This window comes from Methylobacterium sp. GC_Met_2, from assembly GCF_026540795.1.
Classification (GTDB): Bacteria; Pseudomonadota; Alphaproteobacteria; order Rhizobiales; family Beijerinckiaceae; genus Methylobacterium.
The window spans coordinates 1-22,110 of the sequence record NZ_JALNUM010000074.1; the positions used below are offsets into that span (position 1 = coordinate 1).

The window sequence follows — 22,110 nt, forward strand, 5'->3', positions numbered from 1 at the left end:
CCCGACCCGGCCTGACGGCCGGCCCACCCTCCCCCGCAGAGGGGGGAGGGAGACCCGCGGCGGTTGCGCCCGCCATTCCGCCTCACGCCGCCCGCTTCTGATAATCCTTCACATCGGTGAAGCGTACGGCCGGGTAGCGCTCCTCCTCATAGCGGAGCGAGAACGCCGTGGTCGCCATGAAGACCGGTGCCCCGTCGAGGTCCTTGGCCATGGCCGAGCCGTGCGTGTCGATGAACTTGTCGAGTTCGACCTCGGAATCCGATTCGATCCAGCGGCAGACCGAGAACCGCGAGGTCTCGTAATCTACCGGCAGGCCGTACTCGGCCTGGAGCCGCTCCTTCAACACGTCGAGCTGGAGCGCGCCGACCACGCCGACGATCGCCTGGCTGCCGTCCTGCGGCACGAACACCTGGACGACGCCCTCCTCGCCCATCTGCTGGAGCGCCTCGCGCAGCTTCTTCGCCTTCATGGCGTCGGTGAGCTTGATCCGGCGCAGGATCTCGGGGGCAAAACTCGGCACCCCGCGGAACACGATATCCTCGCCCTCCGTCAGCGTATCGCCGATCCGCAGCGTGCCGTGGTTGGGGATGCCGACCACGTCGCCCGCATAGGCCTCGTCGGCGATGGCCCGGTCCTGCGCGAAGAAGAATTGCGGAGCCGAGAGCGAGATCGGCTTACCGGTGCGCACCAGCCGGGCCTTCATGCCCCGGTTGAGCTTGCCCGAGCAGACCCGCATGAACGCGATCCGGTCCCGGTGGTTGGGGTCCATGTTCGCCTGGATCTTGAACACGAAGCCGGTCATGCGCGGCTCGGTCGGCTCCACGAGGCGCTTGTCGGCATCCTGACCCCGGGGCGGGGGCGCCACCTTGGCCAGCCCGTCGATCAGGTCGCGCACGCCGAAATTGCGCAGCGCCGAGCCGAAGAACACCGGCGTCAGGTGGCCTTCCCGGAACGCGTCGAGGTCGAAGGGCTTCAGCCCGCCCTCGGCGAGTTCCACCTCCTCGCGCCACGTATCCGCCGCGCCGTTCTCGGTGAGCAACGCGTCGAACAGGGGGTCGCCCGGTCCGGAGACCGTGACCATCCCGGCATTCTCGGCGGCATCGAGGCGGCGTACGCGGTTGCCGCCGAGCTCGTAGGTCCCGGAGAAGTTGCGGCCCGTCCCGATCGGCCACGTGACCGGGGCGACGTCGAGCGCCAGGGTCTTCTCGATCTCGTCCAGCAGCTCGAACGGGTCGCGGGACTCGCGGTCGAGCTTGTTGATGAAGGTGACGATCGGGATGTCGCGCAGGCGGCAGACCTCGAACAGCTTTCGCGTGCGGGCCTCGATGCCCTTGGCGGCGTCGATCACCATCACGGCCGAATCGACGGCCGTCAGGGTGCGGTAGGTGTCCTCCGAGAAGTCCTCGTGGCCAGGCGTGTCGAGGAGGTTGAAGACGCAGTCGCCGTACTCGAAGGTCATCACCGAGGTGACCACCGAGATGCCGCGCTCCTTCTCGATGCCCATCCAGTCGGATCGGGTCGAGACCCGGTTGCGCTTGGCCTTCACCTCGCCGGCGAGCTGGATCGCGCCCCCGAACAGCAGCAGTTTCTCGGTGAGCGTGGTCTTGCCCGCATCCGGGTGGGAGATGATCGCGAAGGTGCGCCGCCGCGCCACCGGATCGGCCGGCCTCGCCTCGGTCTTGGTCTGCATCAGCATGGAGCGAACGCTCTGGATCGGCGGAACGTGAGGGTGCGCGTCGGGCGCGGTCTCGGGATCGTGTAGCGGCACGCCCCGATATTGGCAAAGACGCGGGGCTCATCGGGGCGTCCCTTCAGGGACCGTACAGGAGCCCGGCAACAGGCTCCGTAAGCCGATTCACGACCCGCGAGGCTGCCATGTCACGCGCCGCACCACTCTGTCTCTTGATCGCCGCCCTGCTCGTGTCCTCTGCGGGGCCCGGGCCGCAGGCGGCCGACTCGCCCGCTTCCTCCGCGGCGGCGGATGCCGCTTTCCTCGACGCGCTGACCTGGGGTGCCACGCCCTCCGCGTTCGCGCAGCTCGAGGCCGAGGGGCGCGCGCGCTGGCTGCACGGACAGCTCCATCCGCTCGCCGAGACGCGGCTGCCGCCGGAGGCGCAGGCCGCCGTGGATGCGCTGACCCCGCCGGGAAGCCTGTTCGAGCGGACCCAGGCGCTCGACGCCCAGGCGAAGGCCTTCAAGGACATCCAAGACCCCGAGGCCAAGAAGGCCGGGCAGCAGGCGTTCCAAGCGGTGCTGAACAATGCGGCCCGGAACGCCGCCTCCGCCTGGGTGCTGCGCGCCCTCTACAGTCCGGACCAGCTGCGCGAGCGGCTGACGTGGTTCTGGTTCAACCGGTTCAACGTGCACCAGGGCAAGGCGACGCTGCGCGCTGCCGTGGGCGACTATCTCGACACCGCGATCCGCCCACACGCGCTCGGGCACTTCCACGACCTGCTGATGGCGAGCCTGCGCCACCCGGCGATGCTGCGCTATCTCGACAATGCCGACAACGCCGCCGGCCGCATCAACGAGAACTACGCCCGGGAGATCATGGAGCTGCACACGATGGGTGTCGGCTCCGGCTACAGTCAGGCCGACGTGGAGGCGCTGGCGCGGATCCTGACGGGGGTCGGCATCGATCTGAAGCCCGAGGATCCCAAACTCCGGCCCGAGCACGCCGCCGACTTCAGCCGCGACGGGCTGTTCGAGTTCAACCCGAACCGCCACGATTACGGCGACAAGGTCTTCCTCGGCGCAGCGATTCAGGGCCGCGGCTGGCCGGAGGTCGAGGAGGCGGTGAACCTCATCGCCCACAATCCCGCCACCGCCACGAACGTCTCACGGGCGCTCGCGGCTTACATCCTCGGGCAGACCCCGGACGACGGGCTGGTGGCCCGGCTCGCCGCCACCTTCACCCGCACGGACGGCGACATCGCGGCCGTGATGGAGGTTTTGGTGCGCGAGCCGGCCTTCGCGGCCGAGCGCGGTGGCGCCTTCAAGGATCCGGTGCGCTACGTCTTCTCGGCCGTGCGCATGGCCTACGACCAGCGCGTGATCCTCAATGCCGGCCCGGTGCTGGGCTGGCTGAACCGGCTCGGCGAGGGTCTGTTCAACCGCTCGACGCCCGACGGCTACCCGCTCGATTCCGCGGCCTGGAACGGACCGGGGCAGCTCGCGACCCGCTTCGAGATCGCCCGCCAGATCGGCTCCGGCTCGGCCGGACTGTTCAAGCCGCCGACACCTGACCAGCCCGAGCAGCCGGCCTTCCCGGTTCTCGCCAACGGGCTCTACTTCGCGGCCGTGTCGGGCACCCTCTCGGCCCCGACGCGGGCAGCGCTCGCGCAGGCGGTCTCGCCCCAGGACTGGAACACGCTCTACCTCGCCTCGCCGGAGTTCATGCGATGAACCGTCGCGACCTGATCCGCGCCTCGGCGGCGCTCGGCTTGTCCACGGTGGCGGGACGCGTCTGGGCAGCTCCGAAGGCCGATGCGCGTCTCCTCGTGGTGTTCCTGCGCGGTGCCTACGACGCCGCCAACGTGGTGATCCCCACCGGCAGCGATTTTTACTATCGGTCGCGCCCGAACCTCGCCATCGCCAAGCCCGACGCCGCCGATCCCAAGGCCGCCCTGGTGCTCGACGCCGACTGGAGCCTGCATCCGGCTCTGCGCGAGACGATCCTGCCCCTTTTCGCCAAGGGGCAAGCGGCCTTCGTGCCCTTTGCGGGCACGGACGACCTGACGCGCGGCCATTTCGAGACGCAGGACACGATCGAGATGGGCCAGACCATCGGGGCTGTGCGCGATTACAATTCCGGCTTCATGGCGCGGCTCGCCGCCGAGCTGACCCGGGTCCGGCCGATCGCCTTCACCGATCAGATGCCGTTGATTTTCCGGGGCGGCGAGACGGTGCCGAACATCGCCATCAACGGCGTCGGCAAGCCCGGCATCGACGACCGGCAGGCCAGGCTCATCGCCGCCATGTACAGCGGGACCAAGCTCGCCGGGGCCGTCAGCGAAGGCTTCCGGGTGCGCGACGAGATCTACCGCTCGATCTCCGACCACGCGGCGCAGGCGGACCGCGGCGCGGTCTCGCCGAAGGGGTTCGAGCTGTCGGCCCGGCGCATCGGCCGCCTGATGCGCGACTCGTTCAACCTCGGCTTCGTGGATGTCGGCGGCTGGGACACGCACGTGAACCAGGGGGCCGGCAACGGCTACCTCGCCGACCGGCTGGGCGAGCTGGGGCGCGGCCTGGCCGGCTTCGTCGAGGAGATCGGGCCCGGCTGGTTCGATACCGTGGTGGTGGTCCTGTCGGAGTTCGGCCGCACCTTCCGGGAGAACGGCAACCGCGGGACCGACCATGGCCATGGCAGTGCCTACTGGATCCTCGGCGGCGGCGTCCGGGGCGGCCGGATCGCGGGTCCGCAGGTGCGGGCCGATGAGGCCAACCTGTTCCAGAACCGGGACTATCCGGTGCTAAGCAACTATCGCGGCCTGCTCGGCGGCCTGTTCCGGCGTCTCTACGGCCTCGATCAGGCGAGCCTGCGCCGGATCTTCCCGAGCGCGGACCCGGCGGATCTGGCGCTGCTATAATGGCCGGCTTCAGGCGGCCGCAGCCGACAGCGTGCGCAGATCACCGATCAGCTGATCGATCCGATCGAGCTTGGCGTCCCAGGCGAACATGAAGCGCGCCCCGCCGCCGATGAACGTGTAGAACCGCCAGCCCCGGGTGCGCAGGCCCTCCATGGTGGCGGGTGGCATCGTCAGGAACACGGCGTTGGCCTCCACGGGAAACAGCGCCCGTACCCCCGGAAGGCCAGCAACCGCCTCGGAGAAACGCTGGGCGCAGGCATTGCCGTGGGCCGCGTTCCGCAGCCAAGCACCGCTCTCCAGCATGCCGACCCAGGGCGCTGCAAGGAAGCGCATCTTGGAAGCGAGCTGGCCGGCCTGCTTGCAGCGATACCCAAAATCCTCGGCGAGCTTCCGGTCGAAGAACACCACAGCCTCGCCGGCATGCATGCCGTTCTTGGTGCCGCCGAAGCATAGGACGTCGATGCCCGACCGCCACGTCATGTCGGCGGGGCTGCAACCGAGGCTCGCGCAGGCATTGGCGAAGCGCGAACCGTCCATGTGCAGGGCAAGCCCCAACTCCAGGCAGGTGGCAGACAGCGCGCGCAGCTCGGCCAGCGTGTAAACCTGTCCCGTCTCGGTGGGCTGTGTGACCGTCACGACCCGGGGCCGGGGGAAGTGGATGTCGCTGCGGTTGGTGGCGAGCCCGCGGATCGCCTCCGGGGTGAGCTTGCCGCCCTCGGTGCGGACGGTGAGCAGCTTCGAGCCGTTGGAGAAGAATTCCGGCGCGCCGCACTCGTCGGTCTCGACATGAGCCGAATCGGCGCAGATCACGCTGTGGTAGGATTGGCACAGCGCGGCGAGCGCCAGGGCGTTCGCCGCGGTGCCGTTGAACGCGAAGAACACCTCGCAGTCGATCTCGAACAGGGTGCGGAACGCGTCCGCCGCGCGCTTCGTCCAGGCATCCTCGCCATAGGCCGGGGCGTGGCCGCGATTGGCCGCCTCCATGGCCGCCCACGCCTCGGGGCAGATGCCGGAATAGTTGTCGCTGGCGAATTGCTGCGAGTCGTCGTGTCTCATCCCGGCAACCTAGCACGGCGGTCGCGCAGATCGATCGTGCGAACAGGTTGGAACTGGTGCGCGCTTGGTGTAATAGCCCCGTCAAGGCGTGGGCTCCACGCCGATTCGGAAACCGACGTTCCCGTCCCTCCCGGGTTCATCCCGGCCGAGGGACGTTGTCGGTTTCCAGATCGGCGGCGGGCTGCGCGAGCCCCAAATCCAGGTCCAGAGGATCAAGTCCGTTGCAGGTACTCGTTCGCGACAACAACGTCGATCAGGCGCTCCGCGTCCTCAAGAAGAAGATGCAGCGCGAGGGCATCTTCCGCGAGATGAAGCAGCGCAAGGCTTATGAGAAGCCCTCCGTGCGCAAGGCCCGCGAGAAGGCCGAGGCCGTCCGCCGTGCCCGCAAGCAGGCCCGCAAGACCGCGATCCGCGAGGGCCTGATCGCCGCGCCGAAGCCGAAGCCGCGTTTCCCCGCCGGCAGCCGCCGCCCCGGCTTCCCGTCGCCGTCGGCCACCCAGGGCCAGGGCGGCAACGCCTCGGGTCAGGTTCCGGTGACCCCGGCCCCCGCCGCCTGAGCGACGACACTGCGTTTAGAGAAACCCGGCCCGCGCAAGCGGCCGGGTTTTTTCGTTTGAGGCGGCGCGATAGCGTCGGGGATGGCGGTTCGGCTCAGTTACCTGTCCTGCCTCCTTTGCGGGCAGAGACCCGGCACAGGTTTCATGCCTCAGCTGGCCCAATCATTGGCAGGATGAGACGCGCCCCCCTCTCCCGCGCGGGAGAGGGGGGCGCGTCGGCGCTATGTCATTATCCGCGTGCCGAACCCGTGTAGCCCACAAGTCTGCGGAAGTAGGAAAAAAGGCGGACTGCGCCCCGCCTCCTTAAGCCGCCTTGGCGGCCATCGTCGCGTGCTCGGCCTGGACCAGCACATCGAGCGCCCGCCAGGGCTTCTGCATGTAGACGGCCTGATCGGGCAGGCGCGCGTCGCGGCTCGCCCCGGAGGTCACGACCACCCGAACGTCCGGCCAGCGGCGGCCCACCGCCTGCGCCAGGGAGACGCCATCCATGGCGCCCGGGAGGCGCACGTCGGCGAAGAGCAGCGCCACCGTGACGTCCGTGCGCTCCAGCACCGAGAGCGCAGCCTCGGCACTCTCGCAGGCGATCACGCCGAGATCCGTCTCTTCCAGAACCGCGGTGGCAAGGTCGCGGACCGCCGCGTCGTCCTCCACGACGAGGGCCACCGGGTTGGAACACTCGGGCTGTGCGCGATCCATTGATGTCTCCTGAGCTGGGTGCGATGCCCCACACCGGGGTCACGGCCTTCGAATGTGGCTTCTGATTCCCCGATTCGGCCATGCTGACCTGTCAACAGCCGGCTCACAAGAGTCGGCGCCATCCGGGACGGCATGCCCGCCCTGCGATCAGACCGCTGCACATTCGTGCGATGCGCCCGAATTTGGGGCATCGCCTGTGCGGTTAAGAAACTGTTCACCCGTGTGGACCGACTGTTAACATCCTGCGACGGAACGTCCCCACCCCGCGGCGAAGCTCCATCGGGCTCGCGTGGGCCAGAGCTGAAGGATCGTTGTCCGACATGTGCCGTTTCCTCGCCTATAGCGGTGAGCCGGTCTTCCTCTCCGACCTCGTCTGCGCGCCGACCCACTCGCTGGTGCACCAGTCGCTGCATGCCGATGAGGGGAAAACCGAGACCAACGGCGATGGGTTCGGCATCGGTTGGTACGCGGAGCGGCCGGAGCCTGGCGTCTATCGCGACATCTCGCCGGCGTGGTCGGACGAGAACTTGGTGAACCTCTGCGGGCAGGTGCGAGCGCGGACCTTCTTCGCCCATGTCCGGGCCTCGACCGGCACCGCGACCGCCCGGGCGAATTGCCATCCGTTCGTCCACGGCCGGCACCTGTTCATGCATAACGGCCAGATCGGCGGCTATTACCGGATCAAGCGCCGGCTCGAAGCCATGATTCCCGATGCACTCTACGACAACCGCCGCGGCAGCACCGATTCCGAGGCGATCTTCCTGCTGGCGCTCGCCAACGGGCTCGAGCAGGACGCCGTGGGTGCGATGGCTCGAACCCTGAAGATCATCCGCGGATTGATGGACGAGGCTGCAATCTGCGAGCCCGTCCGTTTCACGGCACTGCTCACCGACGGCGAGACCCTGACCGCCTATCGCTGGGCCTGCGACGGCCGGCCGCCGAGCCTGTACTACCGCGAGGGGCCGGGTGGGATCGTGGTGGTGTCCGAGCCGATCGACGGCTGCCGCGAGGGCTGGCAGGTGGTGCCGAAGGGCGCGACGCTGCGCGCCCGCCACGGCACCGCAACGCTTGTGGAGGCTCCCGGGCTGGCGCGCGCTGCGGCCTGAGTGACAACCGGCCCAGCCATGCCGCTGCGGGCATTGCCCGGGCGCGCCGAATGGCCACAATCCGCCTGCGGCCGATGCTGCGGCCATGCGGGATTTGATCGATGTATCCGGATACCGAGCTTCACATCGCCGGACGCTGGCGCGCGGGTGTCGAAGGGGAGACCCTAGCGGTGCTGAACCCCGCCACGGGCGAGACGATCGGTCGATGCGCGGTCGCCGGCACGGCGGATCTCGATGAGGCCTTGGCGGCGGCCGCCCGCGCCTTCCCTGTTTGGCGGAAGGTGGCGCCCTTCGAGCGCGCCAAGGTAATGCGCAAGGCCGCCGACCTGCTGCGTGCCCGGGTCGACGACATCGCCCGGACCATGACCCTGGAACAGGGCAAGCCGCTGGCCGAATCGCGGATCGAGACGCTCGCGGCGGCCGACATCATCGACTGGTTCGCTGAAGAGGGAAAGCGCGCCTACGGCCGCGTCATCCCCGGCCGCGCCGACGGGGTGCTCCAGGCCGTGATCCGCGAGCCGGTCGGCCCGGTGGCTTGCTTCACGCCGTGGAATTTCCCGATCAATCAGGCGGTTCGCAAGATCTCGGCGGCGCTCACCACCGGCTGCACGGTGATCCTGAAGGGGCCCGAGGATACGCCGGCGAGCTGCGCCGCCCTGGTGCGCGCCTTCCTGGATGCGGGCATCCCCGGGGACGCGCTCGCGCTGGTCTATGGTGACCCGGCCGCGATCTCGTCCTACCTGATCGCGCATCCGGTGATCCGGAAGATCTCGTTCACCGGCTCCACGGTGGTGGGCAAGAAGCTCGCGGCGTTGGCGGGCGCGCACATGAAGCGGGCCACCATGGAGCTCGGCGGCCACGCGCCGGCGATCGTGTTCGGCGATGCCGACGTGGACAAGGCGGTCTCGATCCTCGCCCCGGCCAAGTTCCGGAATGCCGGACAGGTCTGTGTCTCGCCGACCCGTTTCCTCGTGCATGATTCCGTGTTCGACCGCTTCGTGGAGGGCTTCACGACCTTCGCCAAGACCCTGAAGGTCGGCGACGGGCTTGATCCCGAGACCAAGATGGGACCCCTGATCCACGAGCGGCGCCTCGACGATGTCACGGCGCTGACGGCGGACGCCGAGTCGGGCGGCGGCACGCTGCGCGCCGGCGGCAAGCGGATCGGCAACCGGGGCAACTTCTTCGAACCGACCGTTCTCACCGAGGTCCCGCTCACCACCCGGATCATGAACGAGGAGCCGTTCGGCCCGCTCGCCATCATTAACCGGTTCTCGGACGACGAGGAGGCCCTGACCGAGGCGAACCGCCTACCCTACGGTCTTGCGGCCTACGCCTATACCCGCTCGGCCGAGCGGACGGCCCGGGTGTCGAATCGGGTTGAGAGCGGCATGATCTCGATCAACCACCATGGCCTCGCCTTGCCGGAGACGCCGTTCGGCGGGGTCAAAGACTCCGGCTACGGCAGCGAGGGCGGCCCGGAAGCGCTCGACGCCTACCTCGTGATCAAGTTCGTCACCCAGGCGAATTTCTGACCGGCCGCTCAATAATGGGGGGGCGGCGGTTCGGGACCGCGTGGGGATGCCCGGGCCGCCGCCTCTTCGACCTGCTCGCGCAGACCCGCGATCAGGCGGGACAGGCGATCGATCATGCGCCACTGTTCGGTGACGGTGCGATTCAGATCCTCGATCGTCGCCTCCTGTTCGGTGAGGCGCATTTCGAGGCGGTCCATCCGGCTCGGCTCGTCCATCCCTGATCTCCTTCGGCCCGGCATCGGGCCGGCGGCGCGGATCGTTTTTGCGCACCTCGCGTTCGGCCCGCCGGAAGAGCCGAACGATCGGGCGGCAGCGCATCACGATCCCGGATTGCAAATCAGGCGCGCGCGGCGTGCCTCTGGACTGGCAGGGTTCCGCGCGCCTGTCCGACCCAAACGCATCGATCCGCTTTCACGCTGTACCCGTCAACGCCCTGAGGCCGTCCATGCATCCATACAGTCAGGCGTTGGGAGAACGGCGGCCGAGTCGCCCCGCGTATCCTCTCGAGCAGCCGGCGTCCTTCGCCTATCAAGTGGGAAGACGTGCGCTCATCCCCCTTGCGGCCTTCGATGGACGCACATCCCGGACTTGAGCACGGATCTCGCTCTCCCGGCGTGCCGAGCGGCTTTGGGATCCACGTTCAGTCGAAAGGTGTGGCAATCCCGCGTTGCTACACGCCCTCCCTCCTCTGCGGGTTAAAGCATACCCATAATTGCGCCGACGCTCTCTCCTCCCCCTTGTGAGGAGCCGGAGGTGGGGGTGGTTCAGAAGGCACCCCTGCGCTCAATCCTGCACCACCCCCACCCCTGACCCCTCCCCGCAAGGGGGAGGGAATAGCGCTGTCTTCCGATAGCTTTGAGCTTCGGAGCAAGACGATGAATCTGCAAGCTTCTGCGAAGGGAGAAGACGCGCTGTATTTTGCCCGTCGTCAGCGTCGGGCTGAGGCTTGTCGGTCAGCTCGCTCAAGCATCTTGACGATATCGCGTCTGAAATATCCGGATATCGAAGCAATGGACTGGCGCATAACGACAGCCGCGACTGGACCGATTAAAAAATAGCCCTCGGCCTACATACCCTCATTTGACGACAGAGGTTGAACGCGCTGCTGACCCAAAATCCGACTTGGCCGAGCCCGATCGGTAGACACTCCGTCTACCATCGGACATTACCGGCCTGCCGGATCCGTGTTCGGGTAAATTATAACATTTTAAACTGTCTTGGAGTGAATAATTAGGCAGATCGATTATGTGGGTTCGGGGCTGACGATGTCATTGTTCGGGTTGCGTTCGGAAGTGCCGTTGGCTGCGCTCGACCGGACAATGGGGCGGGTCGAGTTCGATCCGGCCGGCCACGTCACGGATGCCAACGCGATCTTCCTCGATCTCGTCGGCTACACCCTCGCGGAGGTCCGTGGACGCCATCACAGCCTGTTCGTGCCCGAAGCCGAGCGCACGGGACCGGGTTACGCCGCGTTCTGGGATCGCCTGCGGGCCGGCCAGCCCGAGGTCCGTGAGTTCGCCCGTCTGACCAAGGACGGCCGCATCGTCTGGATCAAGGGGGCCTATACCCCGGTCCTCGACCGCAACGGGAAAGCCGTCAAAATCGTGAAGATCGTCACGGACGTCACGGCGGAGCGGGCGCGCAACGCCATGGACGCGGGCCAGATCGCAGCGATCAATCGCTCGCAGGCGGTCATCCATTTCGCCCTCAACGGGACCATCACGGACGCCAACGCGAACTTCCTCGCCACCATGGGCTACACCCTCGACGAGGTCCGTGGCTGTCATCACCGGATGTTCATGCCCTCCGCCGACGCGGCGAGCCCGGAATATCAGGCGTTCTGGGCCGCGCTGGCGGCGGGACAGTATCAAGCGGGCGAGTTCCGCCGGATCGGTAAAGAGGGTCGGACCGTCTGGATCTTCGGCGCCTACAACCCGATCCTCGACGCGGAGGGCAAGCCCTGCGCGGTGGTCAAGTTCGCCACCGACGTGACCCAGCAGGTCGAGGACCGGCATCGCCGGGCCGAAAGCCAGCGCGGCATCGACGGGGATATCGCGGCGATCCGGGATTCGATGAGCCGCGTCGTTCGGCAGGCCGACGAAACCGCCGAGGCTTCGAACCAGACCGCCCGCAACGTCCAGGCGGTCGCAGCCGGCTCGGAAGAGTTCTCCGCCTCCATCGAGGAGCTCAGCCGCCATGCCCTCGGGGCGAAAACCTCGGTCGACCAAGTTGTGATTCGTGCCGAGGAGGCGGGGGCGATCGTGGTCGGGCTGACCGGCGCCGCCGACCGGATCGGCGCCGCCGTGAACCTGATCCGCTCGATCGCCGACCAGACAAACCTCCTGGCCCTCAACGCCACGATCGAGGCCGCCCGCGCCGGCGCCGCCGGCAAGGGCTTCGCGGTCGTGGCCGCCGAGGTGAAGGCGCTCGCCGAGCAGACCGCCCGGGCGACCGGCGAAATCGGCAGCCAGATCGCGGCCGTCCAAACGGAGACCGCCAAGGCGGTGTCGGCCATCGACGGGATCGGCGTGACCATCGAACAGTTGAGCGCGATCACGCTCAGCGTCTCGTCCGCCGTGACCGAGCAGGCGGCGGTGACCCGCGACCTGACGGAGAACATGCAGTCGGCTGCGCACAGCGTCGATATGGCACGCGCCGCCATGGCCGACATCGCGACCTCGGCCGCCCAGGTGGACCGCTCGGTGCGTCAGGTCTCCGAGGCAGCCCGCGCGCTGGCCTGAGCGGACGGTCGCGTCGGGCCTGGAGCGTGCTCCGGCGAGGTGGATACCGGTTCGGCGTAAAAGTGCGCGACAAAACAGAGACTCAGAGCCGTGCCCGATCGCGCTGCGCACGGTACACGACAGTGACACCACCGTCGCCGAATAGGGCGCGGGTCCCCTCTCCCGTGCGGGAGAGGGACAGGGTGAGGGATGAGAACTTTCCGGAAGAGGCGCACCCTGTCAGCGCCTTGAAGGTGCGCGCGATCCTGAACTTTCTCGACCCTCACCCCAACCCTCTCCCGCACGGGAGAGGGGGCATGTCGCGCTTGCCACCCGTGTTGGCAGACGCGTGTCGTGTACCGTGTGCCACGCGATCGGGCATGGCCCTAGTGCTCTGACGCATTGACTTCGTTCATGCGAGTGAGAACTAGGTCTTTGGTTTTGCAACAACCTTTCCAGCCTTAGCTGACGCCTCCGTCTGGATCGATGCACTAGGCGGCCTGGGCAGCGGTGCCCTCGACGGCCACGGCCACTCGATCGCGGCCGCCATTCTTGGCGGTATAGAGCGCGGCATCCGCCCGCCGCATCAGCGCGTCGAACCCGATCCCGTCCCGGGTCTGGGCAATGCCGATGCTGACGCTGACACGCAGGTCCGGAAGCTCGGGCACGCGAAGACCCGCAAAGGCCCGGCGCAGTTCCTCGGCCCGGGCCAGGGCCTCCGCGGCCGAAGCCTCTGGCAGGAAGCAGACGAACTCCTCGCCGCCCAGCCGCCCCAGCAGCGCATCCCGCGGCAGCAGGGTCCCGGCCATGGCGCAGAACGCCACCAGGACCGCATCTCCGACCGCGTGGCCGTGGACGTCGTTGACGGCCTTGAACCGGTCGAGATCGAACAGGAGGAGCGCCCCGTCTTCGTCCGCGCCGAGCGCGGCCTCGGCGCCCTGCACGAAGGCGCGGCGGTTGCGCACGCCGGTGAGCGCGTCGGTGGAGGCAGCGATGCGCTGTTCCCGCTCCGCCCGCTCCTTCACGAGCGCCATGACGGTGAAGGCAGAGGCGATCGAGAACAGCATGGTCATGAAGCACAGGATCGCCACCCAGGGCGAAGCCAGCGGATTCGGCCCGATCAGCGGCGGCGCGAGCAGCGTCGCGGGAATCCGCACGACGTAGAAGGCTCCGTGCAGGGCCAGGACGGCGCCGGCCGCGTACCGGGAAGCCAACTGCTCCGAGCGGCCGCGCCAGAGCTCCACGGCGGCGGCACCGCAATAGAGGGTGGCGACCGCGGAGGCGTAGACGATACGCAGCGCGATCGAGGCATAGAAAGCCGGGACGAGACATAGCGCGCACCAGACGAGCGCGCCCGCCAGGGCGAACCCCAGGCTCGGTCGACGCTTCTCGAACGCGCGGACACCGCACCAGATCAGACCGTAGGCGGCCAGCACGACGGCATTGGCCAATCCGATCGACAGCAGATCCGGGATCTGGCCCCTCAGTGCGAGCCCGGCGCTGCCGGCCGCTCCGACGAGATGCGCCGCGCCCCAGAAGGCGAGCGACCGCTCTTCGGGCGCCTGTCGCCACGAGGTCAGGAACAGCGCTCCCACCAACAAGGCGATCGCAGCACTGACGATCAGCAGGGTGGCGGGATCAAGGTGCACGACCGACCATCGATCTCCTGCCTGGACGCGGCACATCGTGCCGACCGGGCGTGACTGAACACACGCGCCAACGAATCAGACTATACAGCTACCGTTGGCGATCAATCTACTTCAAAGCGCTATATCGGAGCCAAATTTCGCCGGGCCAAGGCAATAGGATGATTCTCTATTGATCGAAGACGCGGGTGTCGAACCTGGCTGCTGCCGAAGTGTGACGAAGTCGGCGCTCCGTGGCCTGCGTGCTGCTCGGGTGTGAACGCGGGTTCGGCGCAGGCGCGTCTGCCGGCCCGGCAGGGTGCCGGACCCGACCGCATCAGGATCGGGTCCGTCTGCGCGTTCAGGCGGCGTGGATCACCGGGACCGCGGGGGCGCCTTCCCACTCGGTGTTGCCCGGGATCGACTCGCCCTTCATCACGATCGTGAGCGGGCGCAGCCGCGCGTAGTCGCCGACCTTGGTGTCGTACAGCACGGTCGAGAAGGCGCCGACCGAGACGCCCTTGCCCACGACCACCCGGCCGATCTTCATGATCCGGTCCTCGTAGAGGTGCGTCTGGAGCGCCGAGACCCGGTTGATCGTGGCGTAGTCGCCGATCGTCACGCAGTCGAATTCGGTGATGTCGGTGGTCAGCATGCACACACCTTGGCCGACCTTCACGCCGAACAGGCGCAGAACCCAGGGCAGGAACGGCGTGCCCTGGAGATGCTCCAGCAGCACCTTGCCGGCCAGCCCCCAATAGGCCACCGCGATGGCCTCGGTGCGCATCGCCCACCAGGACCACATCGGCTGCATGCCGGGCTTGTAGACGCCCATCAGCAGCCACTTCATCGCGATGACGGCCGAGGACTGGATCAGCGCGATGGCGACGCTCGCCGTGACGAAGCTGATCGCGAGCCCCCACCAATCCTTGTCGAGGATCGCCGGGTAAAAGTACCAGTCGATCACCGTGATCGCGAGAGTGATGTAGAGCATCGGCGAGAACGAGGTTGCGAACGCCTCGAACACGCCGCGCCGGACCTTCGGCCACAGCCCCGGCTCGTAGGTCTGGGCGTTGGATCCGAGATCGACCACCTGGCGGGCCGGCAGCCGGATCGGCGGCGAGCCGAACCACGTCTCACCCGGGCTCATGGCGTCGTTGGCCGGCGGCTTCGACTTGATGCCGATCAGCACGTCGTCGGGGATGATGGCGCCCGGCGGCACCACGGCGTCGTTGCCGACGAAAACCCGGGCCCCTGTGCGGGTCGGCTCGAGGTGCATCCAGCCGCGCCGGATCTCCTCCTCGCCGTACACAACCTCGTCGGCCACGAAGTTCTTCGCCCCGATATCGGCGAGGTCGTAACGGCCGCCCAGATTCGTGGAGATCTCGGCGCCATGGCCCATCCGTGCGCCCATCAGCCGGTACCACGCGCGCATGTAGACCGTGGCGAACAGCGACGAGAGCGTCTCCAGCGTCACCTCGACGGCGAGCGCCAGCGACCATTTCCGCAGATAGAACAGCGAGTGGACCGAGTAGGTACCGGAACTCGTCCGGGGCAGCAGGACCCAGCGGATACCGGCGATCAGCATCACCGTGCCGGCGGTCATCAGCATGGCGGTCGGCCACGTGAGGATCGGCAGGTACCAGTGATAATCGACGTCGGTGATGTCGGACAGCGAGTCCGAGATCTGGTCGAAGATGAAGAAGGCCGGGAAGATCGGCAGCAGGCCGACCGCGGGGATCACGGCGAGCAGCAGCGTGTAGGCGGCCATGAAGCCGGCCCGGCGTCGCCAGGAGGCCTCCGCGGGCGCGGGCAGCGCGGTCGAATCGGCCAACCCGACCTTGCGCCCGGGGGACCCGTCCCAGATTTCCGCGGCCCCGACCCGCGAGCCGGTCGGGATCGTGGTGAGGTCGGCGATCTCGGCTTGCGGGCCGATCACCGTGTCGTGGCTGATCACGCAGGAGGTGCCCACCGCCGCGTCGGCGCCGATCGCCACCGGGCCGATGACCAGTTCGTTGCCGGCGATCTCGGCATTGGCGATGACGAGGCGCCCACCCAGCGACGCGCCGTCGCCGATGCTCAGGAGGTCCGGGGCACCGACCTCGATGTCGGAGATCAGGGTATCGCGGCCGATCTTCGCGCCCATCAGGCGCAGATAGATTGCGATGGCCGGTGAGCCCTGGAGCCACTTCACGTGGACGAGGGCCGCCAGCCGCTGCGCCAGCCACCAGCGGAAGTAATACGCCCCCCAGAGCGGATAGCGGCCGGGCTTGGTCCGGCCCAGGATCAACCACTTGCCGGCCACAGCGATCACGGCAGTCACGCCGTTGATCGCCACGTAGACGAGGAGCAAGACCCCGAGCTCGGCGAAGAAGCTCAAGCCCCCGCCGGTGAGCAGCAGGTAGGTCACGAACATGCCGAGCCACTGCGCGGTGAAGAGCGCAATCACGATCGGGAGCGCGACCAGCTGTGCGAGGCCGCACAGCGCCCGACGCAGCAGCGGCGGTGGCTCGAAGCTGAGGTCGCGGATCGCGGCCGCGGCACCCATGCCGCCGGTGCGGGCGATCAGCGCATCGGCCATCGCCCGCATCGTGCGCAGGGAATACACGTCCGGCAGGGTGATGCCGGCAAGCGGCGGGTTCTCGCGCACCGCCGAGACGAAGCGGGCCGCGAGCAGCGAATGGCCGCCGAGATCGGCGAAGAAGTCCCCCTCCAGCGCGATCGGCTGGTTGCCGAAGATCTGCTTGGCGGCGGCGACAAGGGCGGCCTCGGTCTCGTTGGCCGGAGGCTCCTGCTCGCCATCGGCCGCCACCACGGTGAGCGGGGCGATCTTCAGGGCCTTGCGGTCGACCTTGCCGGAGGTGAGGCGCGGCAGCGTCTCGGTCACCTCGAAATGGCCCGGGACCATGTAGGGCGGCATCTGGCCGGCCAGCGTCTTGCGCAGGGCGGCGGTGTCGATGGTCTGTCCGCGCTCGGGGATCAGGAAGGCGACGAGCCGATCGACGCCGTCATCCTGCCGAAGCACCACGGCGGCCTGGTTGATATCGGGCACACTGCGGATCCGCGCCTCGATCTCCCCGAGTTCCACGCGAAAACCGCGGATCTTCACCTGATCGTCGATGCGGCCGTGGAACACGATCCGCCCAGCGGCATCGAGGGAAACCGCATCGCCCGAGCGGTAGAGCACCGGATCGGTCCCATCCGATGCGAAGGGGTTGGCGATGAACTTGTCCGCCGTCAGCTCGGGCCGCGCGAGGTAGCCCCGGGCAACGCCGGGACCGCCGATCAGCAATTCCCCCTGCTGGTCGCGTCCCAGCAGGCTCAGATCCTCGCCCGCCACATACACCGAATAATTCGGGATCGGCCCGCCGATGGTGACCGGCTCACCGGGCCGCATCTCGGCGGCGGTGGCCACCACGGTCGCCTCAGTCGGCCCGTAGGTGTTGAACAACTGGCGCGCGCCCGTGGCCCATCGCGTGACCAAGGGCTCCGGCAGGGCCTCGCCGCCCAGCAGGACGAGGCGCACGGTCGGCAGGTCGCCGGAGATCATCGCCAGCAGGGTCGGCACGGTATCGAGCACCGTGATGCGCTCGGCCTCCAGGATGCCGGGCAGGGATTCCACGTCACCCATCATGGCGGGGCTCGCCACGAACAGCGTCGCGCCGACGAGGTACGGAACCCAGATCTCCTCCATCGAGAGGTCGAAGGCGACCGAGGCCCCCTGGAACACCACGTCGTCGGCGCGCATGCCGTAGAGCGCGTTCCCCGAGCGCAGGAAGTGGCAGATGTTGGCGTGGCTGATGACGATGCCCTTCGGCACGCCGGTCGAGCCGGAGGTATAGATCAGATAGGCAGGGTGCTCCGGCGTCAGGCCGAGGGCGCGGAGATCGGGCACCGGGGCATCGCCCGGGGTGGCGCCGTCGAGATCGGCCGGTGTCAGGGCCGGCGCGGCGTCGGGCGCGGCCGGCTTCAGCGCCGGCGAGACGAGGAGCGCCTTAGCTGCAGCATCGGTCAGGCATACGCCGACCCGGTCGGCGGGCGCCTCGGCGTCGAAGGGCAGCCACGCGGCGCCCGACATCGTGATGCCGATCTGCGCCAGCAGAAGTTCGGGGCCCCGGGCCATCCAGAGGCCGACCACGTCCCCGGGCCCGATGCCGCGATGGCGAAGGCCAGCGGCGATCCGGCCGGCGCGGGCCGCGACCTCGGCATAGGTCAGGTGCGGATGGACGCTGCCCGCCGCCACGTTCGCCCCGTCGACGAGGCAGGGATGGTCGGGCCGGGATCGGGCCGAGTCCAGGAAGATCTCGGCCAGCACCTCGTCGCGGATCAGGTCGGGCCTTTGCGCGCCCCGCAGGACGGCCGCGCCGTGACGTCCGCCGTCCCCGGCAGCCGGGCCGGGCCGGGTCTTCTCGGCGACGTCACTCATCCGCTGCTCCGCTGGCCGGCCGCTGAGGCCGCCGCCTCCCGTGGCAGCCGCCCTATAGCCCACCGATCATGCCGTTATCGAGGCGGCTTTGCACTGCGCCCGCGCACGTGATCAAGCCCAGCGCCAGCCGTCGCGCTCCAGAATCAGCACTTCGCCCTGGCGGATGCCGAGACGGGGCGCGGTGTAGATGTCGAGATGCCCGAGCGAAACGAGCGCCGCCCGTGCAACACCGCCATGGGCGACGATGACCGTGTCCCGTTCCAGACCCGCGAGCAGCGGCCCGACCCGTTCGACCAGGGCGGCATAGCTCTCGCCGCCGATTCCGGGCGGGCGGTGGTGCCAGCGGTCCCGATCGCGGCCCGCGGCGCCGGCCGGATCCCGGCGCCGGATCTCCGCCCAGGTCGATCCCTCCCAGCTCCCGAAGCTGATCTCGCGCAGCCGCGGATCAGTCCGGTAGGCGTCCGGCGGCAGGCCGAGTTGCGTCCGCAGGATTTCCATGGTCCGCCGGGTCCGCTTGAGCGGGCTCGCCACGAAGTCCGCCTCGGCCAGCCCCGAACCCGCCGCGCCGGCGAGGCGCTCCGCGACGGCGGCGGCCTGGCTCTCCCCATGCGCGTTCAAATCGATGTCGCGGCCGCCCTGGAGGCGCCCCTCGGCGTTCCAGTCGGTCTGGCCGTGGCGGATGAAGTAGATGCTGCCCAACCGTCTCAATCCCGTCCTGCACCGGCACTCGGAACGGCTCGGAGCGCCAACCCGTTTTCGCCGACGGTCGGCAACACCCGGAAACAGGTCCTGCCTCATGTCGAAGAAGCACGGCAAGCATCATCGCGGCCAGAGGTACGATGACGGTGTGACAGAGAGCGCCGACCTGCACGGATCGGCCCCACCCGCGACGGCCAACGGGGCCGGCGCCGTCGTAGACAGCTTGCCGGCCATGCCGAGCGGACATCCCACGGTTTCCGTCCGCGCGGCCCCCGGCATCATCACGGTTCAGCCGGGGGCGCCCTTCAACCTTCAGGCCGTGGATCCGCGCGCCGATGGCGGCCTCGACAAGGACTGGGCGAAGGACGCGCTGGCGGACGAACGGGCACGCATCGACGCCCTCCAGGAACGCCTCTACGCCGAACGCGCGCGAAGCCTGCTGCTGGTCTTCCAGGCGATCGACACCGGCGGCAAGGATGGGACGATCCGGTCCGTCCTGAAGGGCGTGAACCCGCAGGGCTGCGCCGTGACCCCTTTCAAGGTGCCGTCGAGCGACGAACGCGATCACGATTTCCTGTGGCGCTACCATGCCCGGACGCCGGCGCGCGGCATGATCGGCGTGTTCAACCGCAGCCACTACGAGGACGTGCTGGTGGTGCGCGTGAAGGGCCTCGTGCCGGATGCGGTCTGGCAGAGCCGCTACGGCCGGATCAACGACTTCGAGCGCCTGCTCACCGAGTCGGGCACGACAATCCTCAAGTTCTTCCTGCACATCTCCAAGGCAGAGCAGAAGAAGCGGTTGGAGGCCCGAATCGCCGATCCGGAGAAGCACTGGAAGTTCGACCCGGCCGATCTGGTTGAACGCCAATCCTGGGATGCCTATCAGCAGGCCTTCGCGGATGCGCTCACCCGCTGCTCGACGCCGGATGCCCCCTGGCTGGTGGTGCCGGCCGATCACAAATGGTTCCGCAACTACGTGATCGCGCGGACCGTGGCGGATACGCTGGAGGCAATGGACCCGCGATTCCCGGAAGCCCCGACGGGCATCGCGAAGTTGACGGTCCCTGACTGAAACGGGGAGGCCGGCATGCTGGTCGTTCGCGGTGTTACGGTATCGGGCTACCGGTCGCTGCGCCGGATCAGCTTTCCGGTCGAGAACCTCTCGGTCTTCGTCGGCGGCAACGGCACAGGCAAGACCAACCTCTATCGGGCCCTCGAACTGTTGCGGGCCGCGGCCAGGGGCACACTGACTCGCGATCTCGCCGCGGAGGGCGGCATGGATTCCGCGTTCTGGGCCGGCCGGCGGCGACAGGGCGAACCCGCGCGGATCCACCTGTCGGCGACACTGCGCCACGAGACCACCGGGCAGGACTTCACCTACGCGGTGGAGATCGGCCTCGTGCCGCAAGCCAGCGCGGAGATCATCGGCGCAGCCTTCCGCCGGGAGCCGCAGGTCAAGGCCGAGCGCCTGACGCTCCGAACCGGCGGTCGCGCCGCCGTGATCCTCGACCGCGACGGCCGCACCGGCTTCGTCCGCGACGCGGCGGGGCGCAAGCAATCCCTCGGATCGGACCTGCTCCCCACCGAAATGGCGCTCGGCGGCCTGCTCGACGCGACCGGCCAGCCGGAGATCGCCCGCGCGCGTCAGGCGATGACGGCGTGGCGCTTCCACCATGGCTTCCGGACCGATTCGGAGTCGCCGCTTCGGCGCCCGTGCCTCGCAGTGACGACGCCGACGCTGGCCTCCGATGGCTCGGATCTCGCGGCGGTCTTCGCCACCCTCGCCCATATCCGGCAGGACACGATCGACCTCGACGCGGCCGTGGACGGCGCCTTTCCCGGGGCGCGGCTGATCGTGCCGGAACCGGGGCGGGAGGCGAGCTTCGGCCTGACGATCCCGGATTTCGCCGGCCGGGTCTTCGCCGCACCCGAGCTATCGGATGGGACGCTGCGCTACCTCGCTTTGGCCGGTGCCCTGCTGAGCTACCGCCTGCCGCCGTTCATTGCGCTGAACGAGCCGGAGACCAGCCTTCATCCGGATCTCATGGACCCGCTGGCCCAGCTGATCGCCCGTGCGGCCGAGCGGACGCAGATCTGGCTGGTGACGCATTCCGAGCGCCTGGCCGCGGGAGTCGCGCAGTTTGGTGGCGCGCAGCCGCGCACCGTGATCAAACGCGATGGCGAGACATGGATCGCGGGGTTGAAGCTGTCCGGGGAGTTCGCCGAGGCGGACGACGAAGAGTGAGGCTGTCGCGATCCGCCCGGCGCCGACCCTCAATCCTTGTCGAGGGTCAGGTCCGGTGCATCCGGGTTCTTCATGCCGACGACGTGGTAACCCGCATCCACGTGCAGGATCTCGCCGGTCATGCCGGCCGCCATGTCGGAGACCAGGTAGGCTGCCGTCTCACCGACCTCACCGATGGTCACGGTCCGCCGCAGGGGCGAATTGTACTCGTTCCACTTCAGAATGTAGCGGAAATCGCCGATTCCCGAGGCGGCCAGCGTCTTGATCGGGCCGGCCGAGATCGCGTTGACGCGGATGTTCTTCGGTCCGAGATCGGCCGCGAGGTAACGCACCGAGGCTTCCAAAGCCGCCTTGGCGACGCCCATCACGTTGTAGTGCGGCATCCACTTCTCGGCGCCATAATAGGTCAGCGTCACGAGCGAGCCGCCCGACCGCATGATCTTCTCGGCACGCTGAGCCACGGCCGTGAAAGAGTAGCACGAGACGAGGAGCGACTTGGTGAAGTTGTCCTCCGAGGTCTCGATGTAGCGGCCGGTCAGCTCGTCCTTGTCGGAAAAAGCGATGCAGTGGACCACGAAATCGATGCCCTCGGGAAAGACCCGTGCGGCTTCCTCGAACACGGCGTCGATCGTCGACGAGTCGGTCACGTCGCAATGGCCGATGACGTGGGCGTCGAGTTCCTTGGCCAGGGGCTCGACGCGCTTGCGCAGGGCGTCGCCCTGATAGGTGAAGGCCAGTTCCGCCCCGTGAGCGCGGGCACTGCGGGCAATGCCCCAGGCGATCGAGCGGTTGTTGGCGACACCCAGGACGATGCCCCGCTTGCCCGCCAGAAGGCCCTGCCCGTGTTCCGCCATGA

General features: G+C 68.3%; 16 protein-coding genes. 8 read left to right on the forward strand and 8 right to left on the reverse strand.

The features are described from left to right. Nucleotides 1-82: 82 nt before the first annotated feature. Nucleotides 83-1,696 (reverse strand): peptide chain release factor 3, encoded by a 1,614-nt coding sequence (locus OXS49_RS21825; protein ID WP_267426672.1) that lies wholly within the window; start codon nt 1,694-1,696, stop codon nt 83-85. A 179-nt stretch (nt 1,697-1,875) separates the two neighbouring features. On the opposite strand from OXS49_RS21825, the gene OXS49_RS21830 reads away from it, so the two are divergent. Both OXS49_RS21830 and OXS49_RS21835 read left to right on the forward strand, forming a co-directional pair. Next, nucleotides 1,876-3,405, forward strand: a complete 1,530-nt coding sequence (locus tag OXS49_RS21830) for a DUF1800 domain-containing protein (RefSeq protein ID WP_267426673.1) — start codon at nt 1,876-1,878, stop codon at nt 3,403-3,405. Then, nucleotides 3,402-4,589: a DUF1501 domain-containing protein gene (locus tag OXS49_RS21835; RefSeq protein ID WP_267426674.1), complete on the forward strand. Its 1,188-nt coding sequence runs from the start codon at nt 3,402-3,404 to the stop codon at nt 4,587-4,589. Before OXS49_RS21830 ends, OXS49_RS21835 begins: the two co-directional genes overlap by 4 nt. Before the next feature lie 9 nt (nt 4,590-4,598). Here the strand turns inward: OXS49_RS21835 and OXS49_RS21840 are convergent, their stop codons facing one another. After that, nucleotides 4,599-5,645, reverse strand: coding sequence for a low specificity L-threonine aldolase (locus OXS49_RS21840; protein ID WP_267426676.1), 1,047 nt, complete (start codon nt 5,643-5,645; stop codon nt 4,599-4,601). A 221-nt stretch (nt 5,646-5,866) separates the two neighbouring features. On the opposite strand from OXS49_RS21840, the gene rpsU reads away from it, so the two are divergent. Then, complete coding sequence (gene rpsU / locus OXS49_RS21845) at nt 5,867-6,202, forward strand: 30S ribosomal protein S21 (protein WP_243925569.1); 336 nt, start codon at nt 5,867-5,869, stop codon at nt 6,200-6,202. 303 nt (nt 6,203-6,505) lie between these two features. Here the strand turns inward: rpsU and OXS49_RS21850 are convergent, their stop codons facing one another. Then, nucleotides 6,506-6,898: a response regulator gene (locus OXS49_RS21850; RefSeq protein WP_243925568.1), complete on the reverse strand. Its 393-nt coding sequence runs from the start codon at nt 6,896-6,898 to the stop codon at nt 6,506-6,508. Between the two features lie 320 nt (nt 6,899-7,218). Between OXS49_RS21850 and OXS49_RS21855 the strand changes: the two genes are divergently transcribed. Together OXS49_RS21855 and OXS49_RS21860 are read left to right on the forward strand one after the other, a co-directional pair. Then, nucleotides 7,219-8,004, forward strand: a complete 786-nt coding sequence (locus OXS49_RS21855; RefSeq protein WP_267426677.1) for a class II glutamine amidotransferase — start codon at nt 7,219-7,221, stop codon at nt 8,002-8,004. Between the two features lie 101 nt (nt 8,005-8,105). Then, nucleotides 8,106-9,539 (forward strand): NAD-dependent succinate-semialdehyde dehydrogenase, encoded by a 1,434-nt coding sequence (locus tag OXS49_RS21860; RefSeq protein WP_267426678.1) that lies wholly within the window; start codon nt 8,106-8,108, stop codon nt 9,537-9,539. Nucleotides 9,540-9,547: 8 nt separating this feature from the next. On the opposite strand, the gene OXS49_RS21865 is transcribed toward OXS49_RS21860, so the two are convergent. Then, a complete protein-coding gene (locus OXS49_RS21865) occupies nt 9,548-9,754 on the reverse strand; it encodes a SlyX family protein (protein ID WP_244008210.1) in 207 nt (68 codons plus the stop codon). A gap of 1,050 nt (nt 9,755-10,804) precedes the next feature. On the opposite strand from OXS49_RS21865, the gene OXS49_RS21870 reads away from it, so the two are divergent. Further along, the gene (locus OXS49_RS21870) at nt 10,805-12,280 is read left to right on the forward strand and encodes a PAS domain-containing methyl-accepting chemotaxis protein (RefSeq protein WP_267426679.1); all 1,476 of its coding nucleotides are present in this window, start codon (nt 10,805-10,807) and stop codon (nt 12,278-12,280) included. Nucleotides 12,281-12,750: 470 nt separating this feature from the next. Here the strand turns inward: OXS49_RS21870 and OXS49_RS21875 are convergent, their stop codons facing one another. The 3 genes from OXS49_RS21875 to OXS49_RS21885 all read right to left on the reverse strand — a co-directional run bounded on the left by OXS49_RS21875 (nt 12,751) and on the right by OXS49_RS21885 (nt 19,009). Next, on the reverse strand, nt 12,751-13,908 hold the full coding sequence (locus OXS49_RS21875) for a GGDEF domain-containing protein (protein ID WP_267426680.1): 1,158 nt from the start codon (nt 13,906-13,908) through the stop codon (nt 12,751-12,753). Between the two features lie 337 nt (nt 13,909-14,245). After that, nucleotides 14,246-18,310 (reverse strand): Pls/PosA family non-ribosomal peptide synthetase, encoded by a 4,065-nt coding sequence (locus OXS49_RS21880; protein WP_267426681.1) that lies wholly within the window; start codon nt 18,308-18,310, stop codon nt 14,246-14,248. Nucleotides 18,311-18,421: 111 nt separating this feature from the next. Then, complete coding sequence (locus OXS49_RS21885) at nt 18,422-19,009, reverse strand: histidine phosphatase family protein (RefSeq protein ID WP_267426682.1); 588 nt, start codon at nt 19,007-19,009, stop codon at nt 18,422-18,424. A 97-nt stretch (nt 19,010-19,106) separates the two neighbouring features. Here OXS49_RS21885 and OXS49_RS21890 point away from each other — a divergent pair, with 97 nt between their 5' ends. Together OXS49_RS21890 and OXS49_RS21895 are read left to right on the forward strand one after the other, a co-directional pair. Continuing rightward, complete coding sequence (locus tag OXS49_RS21890) at nt 19,107-20,081, forward strand: polyphosphate kinase 2 family protein (protein ID WP_267426683.1); 975 nt, start codon at nt 19,107-19,109, stop codon at nt 20,079-20,081. 15 nt (nt 20,082-20,096) lie between these two features. Beyond that, the gene (locus OXS49_RS21895; protein ID WP_267426684.1) at nt 20,097-21,254 is read left to right on the forward strand and encodes an AAA family ATPase; all 1,158 of its coding nucleotides are present in this window, start codon (nt 20,097-20,099) and stop codon (nt 21,252-21,254) included. Between the two features lie 29 nt (nt 21,255-21,283). Here the strand turns inward: OXS49_RS21895 and fabI are convergent, their stop codons facing one another. Further along, entirely contained in the window at nt 21,284-22,108 is an 825-nt protein-coding gene (fabI, locus tag OXS49_RS21900) for an enoyl-ACP reductase FabI (protein ID WP_244008218.1), read from the reverse strand. Nucleotides 22,109-22,110 lie beyond the last annotated feature (2 nt).

Bases quoted from the DNA above. Each gene is read 5' to 3' on its own strand.
- OXS49_RS21840 (WP_267426676.1), bottom strand. From the start codon at position 5,645: ATGAGACACGACGACTCGCAGCAATTCGCCAGCGACAACTATTCCGGC.
- OXS49_RS21825 (WP_267426672.1), bottom strand. From the start codon at position 1,696: ATGCTGATGCAGACCAAGACCGAGGCGAGGCCGGCCGATCCGGTGGCG.
- OXS49_RS21850 (WP_243925568.1), bottom strand. From the start codon at position 6,898: ATGGATCGCGCACAGCCCGAGTGTTCCAACCCGGTGGCCCTCGTCGTG.
- OXS49_RS21880 (WP_267426681.1), bottom strand. From the start codon at position 18,310: ATGAGTGACGTCGCCGAGAAGACCCGGCCCGGCCCGGCTGCCGGGGAC.
- OXS49_RS21895 (WP_267426684.1), top strand. From the start codon at position 20,097: ATGCTGGTCGTTCGCGGTGTTACGGTATCGGGCTACCGGTCGCTGCGC.
- OXS49_RS21860 (WP_267426678.1), top strand. From the start codon at position 8,106: ATGTATCCGGATACCGAGCTTCACATCGCCGGACGCTGGCGCGCGGGT.
- OXS49_RS21855 (WP_267426677.1), top strand. From the start codon at position 7,219: ATGTGCCGTTTCCTCGCCTATAGCGGTGAGCCGGTCTTCCTCTCCGAC.
- OXS49_RS21830 (WP_267426673.1), top strand. From the start codon at position 1,876: ATGTCACGCGCCGCACCACTCTGTCTCTTGATCGCCGCCCTGCTCGTG.
- OXS49_RS21890 (WP_267426683.1), top strand. From the start codon at position 19,107: ATGTCGAAGAAGCACGGCAAGCATCATCGCGGCCAGAGGTACGATGAC.
- OXS49_RS21865 (WP_244008210.1), bottom strand. From the start codon at position 9,754: ATGGACGAGCCGAGCCGGATGGACCGCCTCGAAATGCGCCTCACCGAA.
- OXS49_RS21870 (WP_267426679.1), top strand. From the start codon at position 10,805: ATGTCATTGTTCGGGTTGCGTTCGGAAGTGCCGTTGGCTGCGCTCGAC.
- OXS49_RS21835 (WP_267426674.1), top strand. From the start codon at position 3,402: ATGAACCGTCGCGACCTGATCCGCGCCTCGGCGGCGCTCGGCTTGTCC.
- fabI (WP_244008218.1), bottom strand. From the start codon at position 22,108: ATGGCGGAACACGGGCAGGGCCTTCTGGCGGGCAAGCGGGGCATCGTC.